This window comes from Streptomyces sp. Ac-502 (assembly GCF_045222935.1).
Lineage (GTDB): Bacteria > Actinomycetota > Actinomycetes > Streptomycetales > Streptomycetaceae > Streptomyces > Streptomyces monomycini.
The window spans coordinates 7,794,658-7,811,400 of record NZ_JBHFFO010000001.1; the positions used below are offsets into that span (position 1 = coordinate 7,794,658).

Here is a 16,743-nt window from a genome sequence, read left to right on the forward strand (position 1 = left end):
GGGCTGCCGGCCGGTCCGCGAAGCTCGGTTCCTCCCTGGGAGTTGTCACACACATGCATCAGCGTCCGGTCGACCAGGCAGTCCCCGCGGCACTTTCGCGCCCCAGCGCTCCCGCGCCGGGAACACCACGCCCCGCCGGACCCGCGGAATTCCCTCTGCTCAGCGCGCAGGCCGGCATTCATTACGCGGGTCAAATCAATCCCAAGAGCCCGGCACTCAACACGGCGGACGTCGTCGAGATCCAGGGCACCCTGGACGAGACGCTGTTCGAACGCGCCCTGCTGCGCACGGTCACCGAGGCCGAGACGCTCGGCGTGTGTGTGAGCGAGACGGACGGCGAGCCGAGGCAGCGCGTCCTTCCGCCGGACCCGGAACGGCTGCTGCACCGCATCGACCTGCGCGACGCCGGCCGGCCCGCCGAAGAAGCGGCCCGCGACTGGATGCACACCGACCTCACCCGCGCCGCCGACCTCGGTGAGGCCGGACAGCTCACCACCCAGGCCCTCTTCCGTGTCGCCGACGACCGCTACTGGTGGTACCAGCGGGTGCACCACATCGCCGTCGACGCCTACGCCCTGCAACTCGTCGGCAGCCGCGTCGCCGAGCTCTACACCGCCCTCGCCACCGGGCAGGAGCCCGCGGCCACCCGGTTCGCGCCGCTGCGCGACCTGGTCGAGGAGGAGACGCGGTACCTGGAGAGCGAGCAGTACACCGCCGACCGGGAATTCTGGACCGCGCGGATGGCGGGACGGCCGGAACCGGTGACTCCGGCGAGCGGGGCGGGGGCCGGGAGGGCCGGGGCGCTGGTACCACCGATGCGCCACGTTCCACGGCGGCCGGTACGGCCCTCTCCGCCGCGACGCTCGCCGACGCCATCGCCGCCGGTGACGTCCTCCGCACCCGTACCGACCTGCCCGCCGCCACCCTGGACCGGCTCACCCGCGCCGCCGAAGCCGTCAAGGCGACCTGGGCGGAACTGGTCATCGCCGCCACCGCCGGCCACCTGCACCGCCTCACCGGCACCGAGGACGTCGTACTCGGCCTGCCGCTGACCAACCGCCGCGGCCCCGCCGCGCTGCGCACCCCGGCCATGACCGTCAACGTCCTGCCCCTGCGCATCGCCGTGCACCCCCAGGACACCGGCGCGGCACTGCTGCGCCGCATCGTCCTCGAAATGCGCGCGGTACGCCGCCACCAGCGCTACCCGCAGGCCGACATCCGCCGCGACCTCGCGCTCTCCTCGGCCGCCGCGCCGCTGACCGGGCCCATGGTCAACATCAAGCCGTTCGACGGCGGCCTCGACTTCGCAGGCCTGCCCGGCACGGTCCACAACCTCGCCGCCGGCCCCGTCGAGGACCTCGCCGTGACCGCCTCGCCCGACGCGGACGGCGGGCTGCGCATCAGCCTCGACGCGCACACCGCACGGTACGCGGCGGACGAACTCGACCGGCATCGAGAATCGTTCCTGCGCTACCTCGACGGGCTCGCCGACCTCCTGCTGACCGACCCGCACCGCCCCGTCGGCACCATCGACCTGCTGGACGCCGACGCCGTACGCCGGGCCACCACCGGCCGCGACGAACCGGCCGCCGACCGCACCCTGCCCGCGTACTTCGCCGCCCAGGCCGCCCGCACCCCGCACGCCGTGGCCGTCCGCACCGGCGACACCGCGCTCACCTTCGCCGAACTGGACGCCGCCGCCAACCGCCTGGCCCACCTGCTGGCCGGCCGCGGCGCGGGCCCGGAACGCCCCGTCGCCCTCGCCCTGCCGCGCGGCACCGGCATGATGACGTCGCTGCTCGCCGTCCTGAAGGCGGGCGGCGTCTGCCAGCCCCTCGACCTCGGGCACCCCGCCGCCCGGACCCTGGCCGTCCTCGAAGACGCCCGCCCGGTGTGCGTCGTCGGCACGACCGCGACGCTGGCCGCACTCCCGGCGCACGGGCTGCCCGTCCTCGCGCTGGACGACACCGCCACCGCCGACGCGCTCGCCGCGCAGCCCGACAGCGCACCCGCCGTACCGATCGCGCCCGGCCACGCCGCCTACGTCATCCACACCTCCGGCTCCACCGGGCGCCCCAAGGGCGTCGTCGTCAGCCACGCCTCGCTCGCCAACCTGTACGCCGGGCACGGCAGCGACCACGTCGCCCCCGCCGTCGCCCGCACCGGCCGGGAACGGCTGCGCGTCGCGCACAGCGCCTCGTTCGCCTTCGACGCGTCCTGGGACCCGGTGCTGTGGATGGTCCACGGCCACGAACTGCACCTCCTCGACGACACCGCCTACCGCGACCCCGCCGCCCTCGCCCGGTACGTGGACGAGCACCGCGTCGACTACCTCGACGTCACCCCGTCCTACGCCGAAGCCCTCCTCGCCGAGGGGCTGCTGGACGACGGGAAGCACCGCCCGGCCGTGATCGTCGTCGGCGGCGAGGCCGTACCCGTACCGCTGTGGGAACGGCTGACCACGACCGGCGGGCTGCACGCGGTCAATCTGTACGGGCCGACGGAGACGACCGTCGACGCGTACTACTGGACGGCGCCTGCGGCGTCTTCGGCGTCCGCGCCGTCCGCGCCGTCCGCGGCGCCCACGGCACCCGCGGCGGGTGGCCGTACGGTGGGCACCGCGGCCCCCGAAGGGCGGCCGGTGCGCGGCTCCCGGGCCTACGTCCTCGACGCCTGTCTCCGCCCCACGCCGGACGGCGCGACCGGCGAACTGTACGTGGCGGGCGCCTGCCTGGCCCGCGGCTACCTCGGACGCCCCGACCTGAGCGCCGAACGCTTCGTCGCCGACCCGTACGGCGCCCTGCACGGCACGCCCGGCAGCCGGATGTACCGCACCGGGGACCTCGTACGGCGCCGGCCGGACGGCACGGTCGAGTTCCTGGGGCGCAGCGACGACCAGGTCAAGATCCGCGGCTTCCGCATCGAACTCGGCGAGATCCAGACCACCCTCGCCCAGCACCCGGCCGTCGCCCAGGCCGCGGTGATCGCCCGCGACACACCGCAGGGCAAGCGCTTGCAGGCGTACGCGGTACTGAGGGCGGACGGCGGGGAAGCTGTACAGGACGCTCCCCCCGGGCCCCCCGCCCCCACCCCCGCAGCCCTCCGCGCCCACCTCGCCGCCGCTCTCCCCGCACACATGGTCCCGGCCACCGTGACGCTGCTCGCCGAACTGCCGCGCACCGCCAACGACAAGCTGGACCACCGCGCCCTGCCGGACCCCGAGCCGGGCGTCCCCGGCTCCGGCGACGGCGGAGCCGACGGCGGCGGCGCGGGCACGGGCCGCACCGGAACCGGCTCCGGCACCGGGCCCGGCGGTACGGACACCACCACCGTCACCGACAGCCCGCACACCGACATCATCCGCGGTCTGCTGGCCGACCTCCTCTCACTGGACACCAGCCCCCGGCGCACGCCGGGTTCTTCGACCTGGGCGGTCACTCGCTGCTGGCCGCCCGCCTGGCCGCGCGTATGCGGGAGATCTTCCAGGCGCCCGTGAGCACCGCGGACGTCTTCCGCAACCCCACCCCGGCCGCACTCGCCGCACTCGTCCACTCCGCCGCACCGGCGGGCGGCGACAGCGACGGCGAACCGCCCACCGTCCTGCCCGCGTCTCCCATTCCCCGCACCGGACACCTCCCCTCTCGCCCGCCCAGCAGCGCCTCTGGTTCCTCCACCGGCTCGAAGGCCCCAGCCCCACCTACAACATCCCGCTCGTGCTGCGCATCGACGGACCGGTCGACCGTGGCGCGCTCCAGCGCGCCCTGCGCGACCTGACCGCTCGCCACGAGACGCTCAGAACGGTGTATCCGACCACTGACAACGGCGGGGAGGAGCAGCCCTACCAGCGCATTCTTCCCGCCGAGCACCCGTTGGCGCAGCCGGAGGTGCACCTCGCCGAGCCCGGCGCCGACGACCTCACCGAGGCCGTACGCCACTGCTTCGACCTGGCCACCGAACCCCCGCTCCGCGCCACGCTGTTCAGCGACGGCCCCGACCGCCACACCCTGCTCCTGCTGCTGCACCACATAGCCGGTGACGGTGCCTCCACCACGCCCCTCGCCCGCGACCTCGCCACCGCCTACACCGCCAGACACGCGGGCAGGGACCCGGAGTTCGCGCCGCTGCCCTTCCAGTACGCCGACCACGCCGCCCGGCAGCAGCAGCTCCTCGGCACACCCGCCGAACCCACCCCGCTCGCCGCCGCCCAGCTCGCGCACTGGAAGCAGGCCCTCGCCGGGCTGCCCGACCAGCTCGACCTGCCCACCGACCGGCCGCGTCCGGCCGTCGCCTCGCACGCGGGCGACACCGTCCCCTTCACCCTCGACACCGCCGCCCACGCCGCCCTCCAGCGCCTCGCCCGTACCACCGGCACCAGCGTCTTCATGACCGTGCAGGCGGGCCTCGCCGCCCTCCTGACCCGGCACGGCTGCGGCACCGACATCCCCCTCGGCACGCCCGTCGCCGGCCGCGCCGACGACGCCACCGCCGCCCTCGTCGGCTTCTTCACCAACACCGTCGTGCTGCGCACCGACACCTCCGGCGACCCCGCCTTCCGCACACTCCTGGAGCGGGTACGGGCCGCCACCCTCGCCGCGTACGAGCACGACACGCTGCCCTTCGACCACCTCGTCGAGGAGCTGAACCCGCGGCGCTCGCTCGCCCGGCACCCCCTGTTCCAGACGATGCTCGCCTGGCAGTCCGTACCGGACGCCGCGTTCGCGCTGGGCCCGCAGGCCACCGCACGGCTGACCGCCGTGCCGTCCGGCACGGCCAAGTTCGACCTCACCCTCAACGCGGGCGAGCAGCCCGGCGGCGGCATCGGCGGCTTCTTCGAGTTCCGTACCGACCTCTTCGACCGCGCGACCGTACAGGGCCTCGCCGACCGGCTGGCCCGGCTGCTCACCGCGGCCGCCGACGCACCGGACACCCCCTCGGCCTGCTGCCGCTGCTCGGCGACGAGGAACGCCACCGCGCCCTCGTCGCGTGGAACACCCCCGCCGAACCCCTCGCCACCCGCCCCGCGACCACGCTCCCCGAGGTCTACGAGGCCGCCGCCCGCAGCCACCCCGGCCGTACCGCCGTCAGCTGCGACGGGCAGTCCCTCACCTACGCCGGACTCTCCGCCCGTGCCCACCGCCTGGCCCGGCTGCTCGCCGCCCGCGGCATCGGCCCCGGCTCCATCGTCGCCCTCGCCCTGCCGCGCTCCGTCGACCTGGTCACCGGCCTGCTCGCGGTCTCCCTCGCCGGAGCCGCCTACCTGCCGCTCGACCCGGACTACCCGGCGGACCGCCTCGCCTACATGCTCGGCGACGCCGCCCCGGCCGCCCTGATCACCGACACGGCGACCGCGCCCCGCCTCCCGGCCCACACCCTGCCGCTGATCACCGTGGACGGCGGCGCGGCCGACGCGTACGACGCGGCGCCGCTCAGCCAGGCCGACCGCACCCGGCCGCTCCGCCCCGACGACGCCGCGTACGTCATCTACACCTCGGGCTCCACCGGCCGCCCCAAGGGCGTCGTCGTCACCCACCACAACGTGACCCGCCTGTTCACCGCCACCGACCACTGGTTCGGCTTCGGCCCCGACGACGTCTGGACGCTCTTCCACTCCTACGCCTTCGACTTCTCCGTCTGGGAACTGTGGGGCGCGCTGCTGTACGGCGGCAAGGTCGTCGTCGTACCGCACCTGACCAGCCGCGATCCGCACGCCTTCCGGCAGCTGCTGGCCACCGAGCAGGTCACCGTCCTCAACCAGACCCCGTCCGCCTTCTACCAGCTCGCCGCCGCCGACCGCGAGAGCGACGGCTCCGAACTGGCCCTGCGGTACGTGGTGTTCGGCGGTGAGGCGCTGGAGCTCGCGCGGCTCGACGACTGGTACGAGCGGCACGCCGACGACGCGCCGGTCCTGGTCAACATGTACGGCATCACCGAGACCACCGTGCACGTCTCGTACTTCCCCCTCGACCGCGCCACCGCCGCCGGCGCCACCTCCAGCACCATCGGCGTCAACATCCCCGACCTGCGCGTCTACGTCCTCGACGACCGCCTCCAGCCCGTACCGCCCGGCGTCACCGGTGAGATGTACGTCGCGGGCGAGGGCCTGGCCCGCGGCTACCTGGGACGCGAGGACCTGACCGCCACCCGCTTCGTCGCCGACCCGTACGCCCACCTCTTCGGCGAGCAGGGCAGCCGCATGTACCGCTCCGGCGACCTCGCCCGGCGCCGTACCGACGGCGCCCTGGAGTACTTCGGCCGCGCCGACCAGCAGGTCAAACTGCGCGGCTTCCGTATCGAGCTGGGCGAGATCGAAGCGGTGCTCGCCGCGCACCCCGCCGTCGCGGACACGGCCGTCGTCGTACGGGAGGACGTCCCCGGCGACAAGCGGCTCGTCGGCTATGCCGTTCCCGCCGCCGGGCAGACCCCCGACCCCGCCGCCCTGCGCGACCACACCGCCGCCGAACTGCCCGCCCACATGGTCCCGTCCGCCGTCGTCCTCCTCGACCGGCTGCCGCTGACCAACAACGGCAAGCTCGACCGCGCAGCATTCCCCGCCCCCGAGCGCCCGGTCGCCACCAGCCGAGCGCCCCGCACCCCCGCGAGGAACTGCTCTGCTCGGTCTTCGCCGAGGTGCTGGGCCTGGACCGGGTCGGCGTCGAGGACAACTTCTTCGACCTCGGCGGGCACTCGCTGCTCGCGGTCCGGCTGGCCGGCCGCGTCAAGGCCGTACTCGGTACCGAGGTGTCCATCGGTACGGTCTTCCAGTCACCGACCGTCGCGGCGCTCGACGCCGCCCTGGACGCCGTACGCCACGACGACCCGCTCGACGTGCTGCTGCCGCTGCGCCCCGCCGCCCCGAGTGCGGAGGGCGGCCGCGCCCCGTCCACTGCGTCCACCCGGCCGGCGGCCTGAGCTGGTGCTACGCCGGACTCATCCGCCATCTGCCCGCCGACGTACCGATCTACGGACTCCAGGCCCAGGGCGTCGGCGCCGCCACCGCGGACCAGCCGCTGCCCGCCACCCTGGAGGAACTGGCCGCCCACTACGCCGCACGCGTCCGCGAGGTGCAGCCCGAAGGCCCGTACCGGCTGCTCGGCTGGTCCACCGGCGGCATCATCGCGCACGCCATGGCCACCCACCTCCAGGACGAGGGCCACGAGGTCGAACTCCTCGCCATCCTCGACGCCTACCCGGCCGAGGGCTTCCGCGACCTGCCCGTACCCGACGAGGCCGAAGCGCTCGAATCGCTGCTCACCATGGGTGGCTATGGGCCCGACAGCCTGGAGGGCAAGCCGCTGACCACCGCCAACGTGGTGGAGGTCCTGCAACGCGAGGGCAGCCCGCTGTCCACCCTCTCCACGGACACCATCAAGGCGCTCGGCGCCATCTACCTCAACACCAACGACCTCGTACGGGCCTACGACCACCGCGTCTTCCGAGGCGACGTGCTCTTCTTCCGGGCCGTGGTGGACACCATCGACGACACCCTCACCCCCGACACCTGGACGCCCTACGTCACCGGCCGCATCGACAACACGAACGTCGAGTGCTCCCACAAGGACATGACCCTGCCCGAGCCCATCGCGCACATCGCGCGCGTGGTGGCCGCCCGCCTCACCGAACTGGAGGCGTGACCCGATGACCACCGCACCCGCCGCCGCACCGCCCCGGCTGAACCCGAGGACCGCCGTCGTCCTCGTCTACACGGCCGCCATGTGCATGAACGGCCTCGACTCGACCATCGTCAACCCCGCCCTCTTCACCATCGCGGGCGACTTCGGCCAGCCCGTCTCCGCGGCCAACACCGTCGAGACGGCCTTCCTCGTCGCCCTCGCGCTGGCCCTGCCGGTCGCCGGCTGGCTCGGTGACCGCTACGGCACCAAACGCGTCTTCCTCGGCGCGCTCGCCGTCTTCACCGCCGCCTCGGCCGCCTGCGGCCTGGCGCCGAACCTGCCCGCGCTGGTCGTCGCGCGGGCGGTGCAGGGCCTGGCGGGCGGCCTGCTGACCCCGGTCGGCATGACCCTGCTGTTCCGCGCCTTCCCGCCGCACGAACGGGCCAAGCTGTCCAAGGTCCTCATCGTGCCGACGGCCCTGATGCCCGCGCTCGGCCCGCCGCTGGGCGGCTTCCTCACCCAGCACCTGTCCTGGCACTGGCTGTTCTTCGTGAACGTGCCGATCGGCGCCGCCGCCGTCCTGCTCGGCGTCCTCGGGCTGCGCGAGCACGTCGAGGGCGTACCGGGACCGTTCGACCGGGCCGGGTTCTGGCTCGCCACCCCCGGCCTCGGACTGCTCACCTACGCGCTGGGGTTCGGGCCCTCGCACGGCTGGACGGAACCCGCCGTGGCGGCCGCCGCCGTACTCGGCGTGGTGCTGACGGTGGCCGCCGTCGTCCACCAGCTCCGTACACCGGAGCCACTGCTGAAACTCCGGCTGCTGGCCGGCCGGGCATACGGCACGGCCTCCGCGCTCGCCGTGCTCACCGCCGCCGGCCTGATGGGCGTCCTGTTCGTCTTCCCGCTGCTCTACCAGGCGGCCCTGGGCGCCTCCGCCCTGGACGCGGGCCTGAGCGTCTTCCCCGAGGCAATCGGCCTGATGCTCGCCTCCCAGGTCGTCGACCGGCTGCTGCCGCGCATCGGCCCGCGCCGCCTCGCGGTACCCGCCCTGCTGCTCGCCGCGGTGGTCTTCGCAGCCCTCGCCGCGCCGGGCGCGGCGGACAACGCCTGGCTGGTACGGGGCCTGATGTTCGCCATCGGCCTGGTGCTCGGCACGGCCGTCCTCACCGTCCAGCTCGCCGGCTTCGAGGACGTCGCACCGCCCGACATGGGCCGCGCGATGGGCCTCTTCCAGATCGTGCGCACCCTGGGCGGCGCCCTCGGCATCGCCGTCTGCGCGGGCGTGATCGGCGGCCACGGCACGGCCAGCACCGGCCCGGGCCCGTACCGGGTCGCGGTATGGGTGACGGCCGCGCTGGTCGCCGTGGGCGCACTCATCGCCGTACGACTGCCGAAGAACCCGCCGCAACCGCCGCCCTTCGACGACGACCTCGACGAGGAAACGGGGGAGGGGGCTCAGGCTTCGGGGGCGGGCTGAGCCGCGCCGCACAAGACACGACTGCGCCCCGGACCCGCACTGGTCCGGGGCGCAGCGCGTCGGCCGGGGCTCAGCTGCCGGACAGCAGCGCCCCCAGCCCCGTAGCCAGCCCCCACGCCAGCACGCGTAATCGTGCCCGCCGTTGAACTCCTCGTACGACACGTCGTAGCCGCGCGCCCGCAGGACGTCGCGCAGGCGGCGGTTCTCCGCGAGGAGCATCCACTCCTGGAGGCCGACCTCCAGTCGCAGTCGTACCGGGCGGCGTTCGGCGGTGGCGTACTGGCCCGTTAGCCATTCGGTGCCGCGCTCGTCGTCCGGCCACCAGAAGGAGCCGGACTGGGAGAGCGCCAGGCCGAACCGGTCCGGCCGGCGGAAGGCGGCGAATGCCGCGGTCAGGCCGCCGGCGCTCTGGCCCGCGACGACCGTGCGCTCCGGGCGCGGGTCGGTCCCGTACGCGGTGTCCGCCCACGGCAGCAGCGTGTCCGCCAGCCAGTCGACGAACTCCCCGCTACAGCTGAGGTCCTCCATCCGCCGCCCCATGGTGTCCACGAGCAGGGCGACCGTGGGCGGCACGGAGGCGTCGGCGTGCAGGTTGTCGAGCAGGTCGCCGGCGCCGAGGACCGGGCCCCACATCTCGCCGTCCAGCAGGACCGCGACCGCGTACGGGCCGCCGTCGGCGCGGTGGCCGGGCGGCAGGTGCACCGTGACGTTGCGGCCGTCCACTTCGGTCTGTACGGACGTGCCGCGTGCCGCGCCTGGCCTGCGGCCGGTGCACGGCTGGGCCGGAGCGCCGGGCAGTTCCAGGACGGAGGCGGGGTTGCGGCCGTCCCGCGACGGGAGGACGGGCGCGGTGTTCAAGGGGTCGGGTACGGCGTTGTCCAGGACCTTCAGCCACGCTTTGCGGTCCGTACGCAGCAGGTCTTCGCGCGGGCCGGTGCCGGGGTGGAACTGGTACGAGGCGCGGTGGTCGGAGCGCAGCCGGTGGCTGAGCGCCCAGACCGCGGTGCCCTCGACGCGCGTCATCAGGTTCGGCGTCAGGTCGCCCGCGTGCCGGTCCCGGTCGGTGACGGTGTGCAGGAGCGCCAGTACGTCCGTGGCCGGGGCCGCCGGGTCGTCCCGCCACAGGAACGTGACGAGGACGTGCCCGGGGTCGCCGTCCGGGTCGGGTTCCACGAGCGGCGTCCCGGCCGCCGCGGCGCGGCGCCAGAACTCCTCCTCGGCGCCGGGCCGCCCGGCCCGCACGTCGGCGGCGAGTTCTTGCAGCAGCGGGCTGCGGACAGCAGCGGTCACTTGCTTACCCCTTTCAGGAGCGTCGTCAGCGCGGAGTGTTCGTCGTGTCCGTCGTGTGCGTCAGACACGGGTCGCCGCCGAACGGCCCAGCAGCACCCACAGCAGGAAGGGCCCGCCCAGCACGGTCGTCACGACGCCCACCGGCACCTCCGTCCCCGCGAAAACGATTCGCCCGATCGTGTCGGCCGCCACCACCAGAAGCGCACCCGTCAGCATCGTGCCGACCAGCGGCACCCGCAGCGGACCCGCCAGCCGAGACGCGATGACCGGCGACGCCAGCGCCACGAACCCGACCGGCCCGCAGATCCCGACGGCCAGCCCCGCCAGCGCCACCGCCAGCAGCAAACACACCGCGCGGGTACGGCCGGGAGCGGCGCCCAGCGAGGAGGCCGTGGCGTCGTCGAAGCGCAGTACGCCCAGGTGGCGGGCGGCCGCGAGGCTCAGTGGGACGAGGACGGCCAGGCCGATGAGGACGGGTACGGCGACGGCGTAGCTGCGTCCGTTGAGGCTGCCCGAGGTCCACACGTACAGCGAACTCGCCGAGCTGAGCGAGCGCCGGGACAAGACAACCTGGGTGGCGGCGGACGCCAGCGCGGACATCGCCAGGCCCACGACCAGCACCCGGTAGCCGCGCTGCCCGAGGCCTCCGGAGACGACCGTCACCACGACCGCCGCGACCAGCGCGCCCAGCGGGCCCGCCCACCAGGCGCCGAACGTGCCGGTCGCGCTGAGGGTGACGGACAGCAGGACGGCGGCGGTCGCGCCGTCGTTGACGCCGAGCAGTTCGGGGGTGGCGAGCCGGTTGCGGGCCAGCGTCTGGGTGAGGCAGCCGGCCAGCCCCAGCGCGGCGCCCGCCGCCAGCCCGGCCACGATGCGGCCGAGCCGGAACTTCTGCACCAGCAGGACGTCGAACCGGTCGCCCTGGCCGAAGATCGCCTGGAAGGTGCGGGTCACGCCCATGTCGCTCTGCCCGGCGTACGCGGACAGCACCACCGCCAGCAGGAGCAGCACGGCCAGCAGCAGCCCCGCGAACGTGGCGCGCCGGGCGACGAGGAAGGAGAGCGGGCCGCGCCGCAGCACGAACGTGTCGGCGGGACGCACCCGGCCGGGCTTCGCGGTACGGCGCTTCGGGGGACGGCGCGTCAGGCGCTCCCGCAGCGCGGGCAGTACGCCGCGCACCGCCTTGCCCGAAGCGCGCTCCTCGGTCGCCGGTTCGGTCATGCCCATCGCGGTGAGCTGCCGGGACCGGACGATGCCGATGAGGACGGGCGCGCCGATCAGCGCCACGATCACGGAGACCGGCGCCTCGAACGGGCGGGAGACCACCCGGGCCGCCACGTCCGCCAGGATCAGTACGGCGGCGCCGATCAGCCCGGCCAGCAGCAGCCGGGCGGCGAGCCGGGTCCCGGCGACCGCCCGGGCCAGGAAGCCCGCCAGCAGGCCGAGGAAGGAGATGGGGCCGGCCAGCGCCACCGCGGCCGCGGTCAGCAGCGTCACCCCGACGGCCACCACGGTACGGATGACCGGCGGCCGGTGGCCGAGGCTGCGGGCCAGGTCGTCGCCGAGCGCCAGCGCGGACAGCGGCCGGGCGACCAGCAGCGCCACCAGGAACCCGACGACGAGGACGGGCGCGAGGCGGCCGAGTTCGCCGAAGCCCTCGACCCCGGCGAGAGAACCGAGCACCCAGAACCGGAACCGGTCGTAGGTCTCCGCCGAGTTCACCACGATCACGCTGGTCAGCCCGCCGAAGGTGGCACCCAGCGCGGATCCGGCCAGCACCAGCCGCATCGGCGAACCGCCGCCCCGGCGCCCCGCGATGAGCAGCACCAGACCGCTGGCCACGACCGCGCCGGCGAACGCGCACACGAGATAGGCGTAGCCGCTGTCCAGGCCCAGCAGCGCGATGCCCGCCACGACACCGAACGAGGCCCCGGCGTTGACGCCGAGCAGGCCGGTCTCGGCGAGCGGGTTGCGGGTGACGGCCTGGAGCAGGCACCCGGCGACGCCGAGCGCGCCGCCGACGAGCAGGGCGGTGAGCGTACGGGGCAGCCGCAGGTCACCGACGACGAGAGCCAGCCGCGGGTCGCTGCGCGCGCCGCCGCGGTCGAGCAGGTAGTTCAGGACGCCGCTCGCGCCGACCTCGCCGGCGCCGACGCACAGGGACACGGCGGCCAGGACGAGGACCGCGGCGGTGAAGCCGGCCACGGCGAGCGCGACGGTACGGCGTGTGGTGCCCGCGGGACGCTCCCCGCCGGGACGCTCGTCGTCGGAGCGCTCTTCACCGGAGCGTTCGCCGTCGGGGTCCGTCGAGGGCGGCCCGGAGGCAAAGCGCGGGTCATCCGCAGGGGGCGGGCATCCTTTTCCGCCACCGTGCCCGGCAACGCGACTCCCGAAGCGCCGTGTTCGGAGGGCGGGGCGGCTATACCCGTACGCTGCTTTTGCATAAGGTGAGGCTAGCCTAACCATTTGTGCAGTGTGCGGGCGGAATGGCGGAGTGGCTGGGCGCCTGTCCTATATTAGGTTAGGCTTGCCTAACAAATGGGGAGGTTGCTCATGCCTGAGCACATACCGGGCCGCGCCGAATTCACCGGGCGCATCGCGCTGGTGACCGGCGCCGGGCAGGGCATCGGCGCCGCGGTCGCCGCCGCCCTGGCGCGACAGGGCGCCCACGTCGTGGCCACCGACCGCACCGCACCCGCGGCCCCGCCGACCGAGGACGGCGCCACGGGAACGGTCACCACCGAAGCCATGGACGTCACCGACCGCACCGCCGTCGACGCCACCGTCGCCCGCGTCGAGCGCGAACTCGGCCCGATCGCCGTCCTGGTGAACGTGGCCGGCATCCTGCGCCCCGGCGCCGCCGCCGAGCTGTCCGACGCGGACTGGGCCGACACCTTCGCCGTGAACACCACCGGCGTCTTCCACACGTCCCGCGCCGTCGCCCCGCACATGGTCGAACGGGGCTCCGGGAGCATCGTCACCGTCGGCTCCAACGCCGCCGGCGTGCCCCGAACCGGAATGGCCGCGTACGCCGCCTCCAAGGCCGCGGCGGCCATGTACACCAAATGTCTGGGGCTCGAACTCGCCCGCAGCGGCGTGCGCTGCAACATCGTCGCGCCCGGCTCCACCGACACCGCCATGCAACGCGCGCTGTGGACCGACGACGACGCACCCCGCCGCGTCATCGCCGGCGACCCGCAGACGTACCGCACCGGCATCCCCTCGGCCGGATCGCCGATCCGTCCGACATCGCCGACGCGGTCGTCTTCCTCGCCTCCGACCGCGCCCGGCACATCACCATGCAGGAGCTGTACGTCGACGGCGGCGCCACCCTGCGGTGACCCGCGCCGCGCCCCGCCGCCCACCGGCCGCCCGGGACGCATGCACCACCGCACCCCCGCTCACCGCACGCCCCTCCGCACCACCACCCGTATCAGCCATCCCCCGGAACCTCGCAGCCTTCCGAGAATTGGAGCTCCCGTGCCGACGGCACCCGAAGTCGCCACGCACGTCCCCCTCGCCGAGCCGGCCCACCCCGCCGTCGGAGCCGCTACCTCGCTCCTGGGCGCCTACACCCCCGGCGCCCGCTTCCTCGGCACGCCCACGCGCACCCTCCTCGCGCAGGGCACCTACAGCGAAGTCCCGCACGACGAACGCCCCCTGCCCCAGCGGGTCGCCGCCACCCTCGGCGCCGCACAAGCGGCGGGACACGACGCCCCCATGGTCATCGGCGCCGTGCCCTTCGACCAGACGGCGCCCTCCGCGCTCACCGTGCCCGCCACCGTCCGGACCGCCCCGCCGCTCACCGCCGACCCGCTGATCGCGCTGCCCGCCGACCCGCCCGCCGCGGCCCGCTGGGACATCAGACCCGTACCGGCCCCCGAGGTGTACGGCGCCGGCGTGGCCGCCGCGGTCGAGCGCATGTGGCGCGGCGAGTTCAGCAAGGTCGTCCTCGCCCGCACCCTCGAACTGACCACCCCGGACGCGCTCGACATCCCCGCGCTGCTCCAGCGCCTGGCCCGCCGCGACCCCTCCGGCTACACCTTCGCGCTGCCCACCGGACCCCGGCGCACCCTCCTCGGCGCCAGCCCCGAACTGCTGGTCACCCGGCACGGCCGGCGGGTCGTCGCCAACCCGCTGGCCGGGTCGATCCCGCGCAGCGACGACCTCGCCGAGGACGTCCGCCGGGCCGCCGCCCTGCTGGAGTCCGCCAAGGACCTGCACGAGCACGCCGTCGTCGTGGACGCCGTCCACCGGGCCCTCGCCCCGTACTGCACCGACCTCGACGTCCCCGTCCGGCCCACCCTGCTGCGCACCGCCGCCATGTGGCACCTGTCCACCACCGTCACCGCCACCCTCGCCTCGCCGGACACCTCCGCCCTGGAGCTGGCCTGCGCCCTGCACCCCACCCCGGCGGTCTGCGGCACCCCCACCGACACCGCCCGGCAGGTGATCACCGACACCGAACCGTTCGACCGCGGCTTCTTCACCGGTATGGTCGGCTGGGGCGACGCGTCCGGCGACGGCGAGTGGGTGGTGACCATCCGCTGCGCCGAGGCCGAGGAGCGCGCCCTGCGCCTGTACGCCGGAGCCGGCATCGTCGCCGCCTCCGACCCCGGCGCCGAGACCGCCGAGACCGGCGCCAAGTTCCGTACCTTCCTGAGCGCCGTCGGAGCCGAACTGTGACCGATCCCTACGCCTACGCCGACTCCCACGCGCCCACCTGGCCCGCGGAGTTCGCCGAGCGCTACCGTGAAGCGGGCTGGTGGCGCGGCGAGACCTTCGGGCAGATGCTGCGCGACCGGGCTGCCGCCCACCCGGACCGGATCGCCGTCGTCGACCCGGCCGGCGAGGGCCGCCGCTGGACGTACGCGGAACTGGACCGCCGCGCCACCCGGCTCGCCGCCGGACTCCACGCCCGCGGCATCGTCCGCGGCGACCGGGTCGTCGTGCAGCTGCCGAACGTCGCCGAGTTCTTCGAGGTGATCTTCGCGCTCTTCCGTCTCGGCGCCCTCCCGGTCTTCGCGCTGCCCGCGCACCGCGAGACCGAGATCCGCTACTTCTGCGAGTTCACCGGCGCCGCCGCCTACGTCATCGCCGCCGAACACGGCGGCTACGACTACCGCGCCCTGGCCGCGACCGTACGCGACGAGGTCCCGGGCCTGCGCCACGTCTTCGTCACCGGCGGCGACCCGGGCCCCTTCGAGGCGCTCGCGGACGTACCGGCCGACCCGCCCGCGGACACCGCGCCCTGGGACGAGCCCGCACCGGACGACCTCGCCTTCCTCCAGCTCTCCGGCGGCAGCACCGGCGTCCCCAAGCTCATCCCGCGCACCCACGACGACTACATCTACTCGCTGTGGGGCTCCAACGAGCTGTGCGGCGTCGACGAGCACAGCGTCTACCTGTGCGCGCTGCCCGCCGCCCACAACTTCCCGCTCTCCTCACCCGGCTCGCTCGGCGCCCTGTACGCGGGCGCCCGCGTGGTGCTGTGCCCGCAGCCCAACCCCGACGTGGCGTTCCCGCTCATCGAGCGCGAACGGGTGACCCTCACCGGCCTCGTCCCGCCGCTCGCCCTCGTCTGGACGGAGGCGGCGCCCGCCACCTCGTACGACCTGAGCAGCCTCGACGTCCTGCTGGTCGGCGGCGCCAAGTTCAGCGAGGAGGCCGCCCGGCGCGTACGGCCCGCCCTCGGCTGCACCCTCCAACAGGTCTTCGGCATGGCCGAGGGGCTGGTGAACTACACCCGGCTGGACGACCCCGAGGAAATCATCGTCACCACCCAGGGCCGGCCCATCTCCCCGGACGACGAGATCCGCGTCGTCGACGACCAGGACAACGACCTGCCCGTGGGGGAGACCGGCCATCTGCTCACCCGCGGCCCGTACACCATCCGCGGCTACTGGAAGGCGCCCGAGCACAACGCCCGCTCCTTCACCGCGGACGGCTTCTACCGCACCGGCGACGTCGTCCGGCTCACCCCCACCGGCCACCTCGTCGTCGAGGGCCGCGCCAAGGACCAGATCAACCGCGGCGGCGAGAAGATCGCCGCCGAGGAGGTCGAGAACCACCTGCTCGCGCACCCCTCGGTGCACGACGCCAACGTGGTCGCCGAACCCGACCCGTACCTGGGCGAACGCACCCTCGCCTACGTGATCCTGCGCTCCGGCGCCGAAGCGCCGTCCTCCGTCGCCGTCAAGAAGTTCGTCCGGGCCCGCGGCCTCGCCGCCTACAAGGTGCCCGACCGCGTGGTGTTCGTGGACGCCTTCCCGCAGACCGGCGTCGGCAAGATCTCCAAGAAGGACCTCAGGTCCGCCGCCACCGGCGACGCCGGTCCCGCCTGACCACCCGAACCCTCCCCGCCCC

Annotated in this window: 5 protein-coding genes and 3 pseudogenes; 6 read left to right on the forward strand and 2 right to left on the reverse strand. The window is 74.5% G+C overall.

From position 1 onward, the window contains the following. Positions 1 to 53: 53 nt before the first annotated feature. From ACEXOX_RS35495 to ACEXOX_RS35505, 3 genes and pseudogenes are all read left to right on the forward strand, one after another. A complete protein-coding gene (locus ACEXOX_RS35495) occupies positions 54 to 1,052 on the forward strand; it encodes a condensation domain-containing protein (RefSeq protein ID WP_406524960.1) in 999 nt (332 codons plus the stop codon). Continuing rightward, positions 956 to 7,631, forward strand: a pseudogene (locus tag ACEXOX_RS35500) (amino acid adenylation domain-containing protein); the annotation flags it as partial. The gene ACEXOX_RS35495 and the pseudogene ACEXOX_RS35500, both read left to right, overlap by 97 nt. Before the next feature lie 4 nt (positions 7,632 to 7,635). Continuing rightward, a complete protein-coding gene (locus ACEXOX_RS35505) occupies positions 7,636 to 9,087 on the forward strand; it encodes a DHA2 family efflux MFS transporter permease subunit (RefSeq protein WP_406524961.1) in 1,452 nt (483 codons plus the stop codon). A 156-nt stretch (positions 9,088 to 9,243) separates the two neighbouring features. On the opposite strand, the pseudogene fes reads toward ACEXOX_RS35505, so the two are convergent. Further along, positions 9,244 to 10,377: pseudogene (gene fes, locus ACEXOX_RS35510) on the reverse strand (enterochelin esterase); the annotation flags it as partial. A 60-nt stretch (positions 10,378 to 10,437) separates the two neighbouring features. After that, on the reverse strand, positions 10,438 to 12,582 hold the full coding sequence (fhuB, locus tag ACEXOX_RS35515) for a Fe(3+)-hydroxamate ABC transporter permease FhuB (RefSeq protein WP_406524962.1): 2,145 nt from the start codon (positions 12,580 to 12,582) through the stop codon (positions 10,438 to 10,440). A 348-nt stretch (positions 12,583 to 12,930) separates the two neighbouring features. Between fhuB and ACEXOX_RS35520 the strand changes: the two are divergent. From ACEXOX_RS35520 to ACEXOX_RS35530, 3 genes and pseudogenes are all read left to right on the forward strand, one after another. Next, positions 12,931 to 13,718: pseudogene (locus ACEXOX_RS35520) on the forward strand (2,3-dihydro-2,3-dihydroxybenzoate dehydrogenase). Between the two features lie 139 nt (positions 13,719 to 13,857). Then, positions 13,858 to 15,063: an isochorismate synthase DhbC gene (gene dhbC / locus ACEXOX_RS35525; protein ID WP_406524963.1), complete on the forward strand. Its 1,206-nt coding sequence runs from the start codon at positions 13,858 to 13,860 to the stop codon at positions 15,061 to 15,063. Then, the gene (locus ACEXOX_RS35530; protein ID WP_406524964.1) at positions 15,060 to 16,721 is read left to right on the forward strand and encodes a (2,3-dihydroxybenzoyl)adenylate synthase; all 1,662 of its coding nucleotides are present in this window, start codon (positions 15,060 to 15,062) and stop codon (positions 16,719 to 16,721) included. Before dhbC ends, ACEXOX_RS35530 begins: the two co-directional genes overlap by 4 nt. The last annotated feature ends 22 nt before the right edge of the window (positions 16,722 to 16,743 follow it).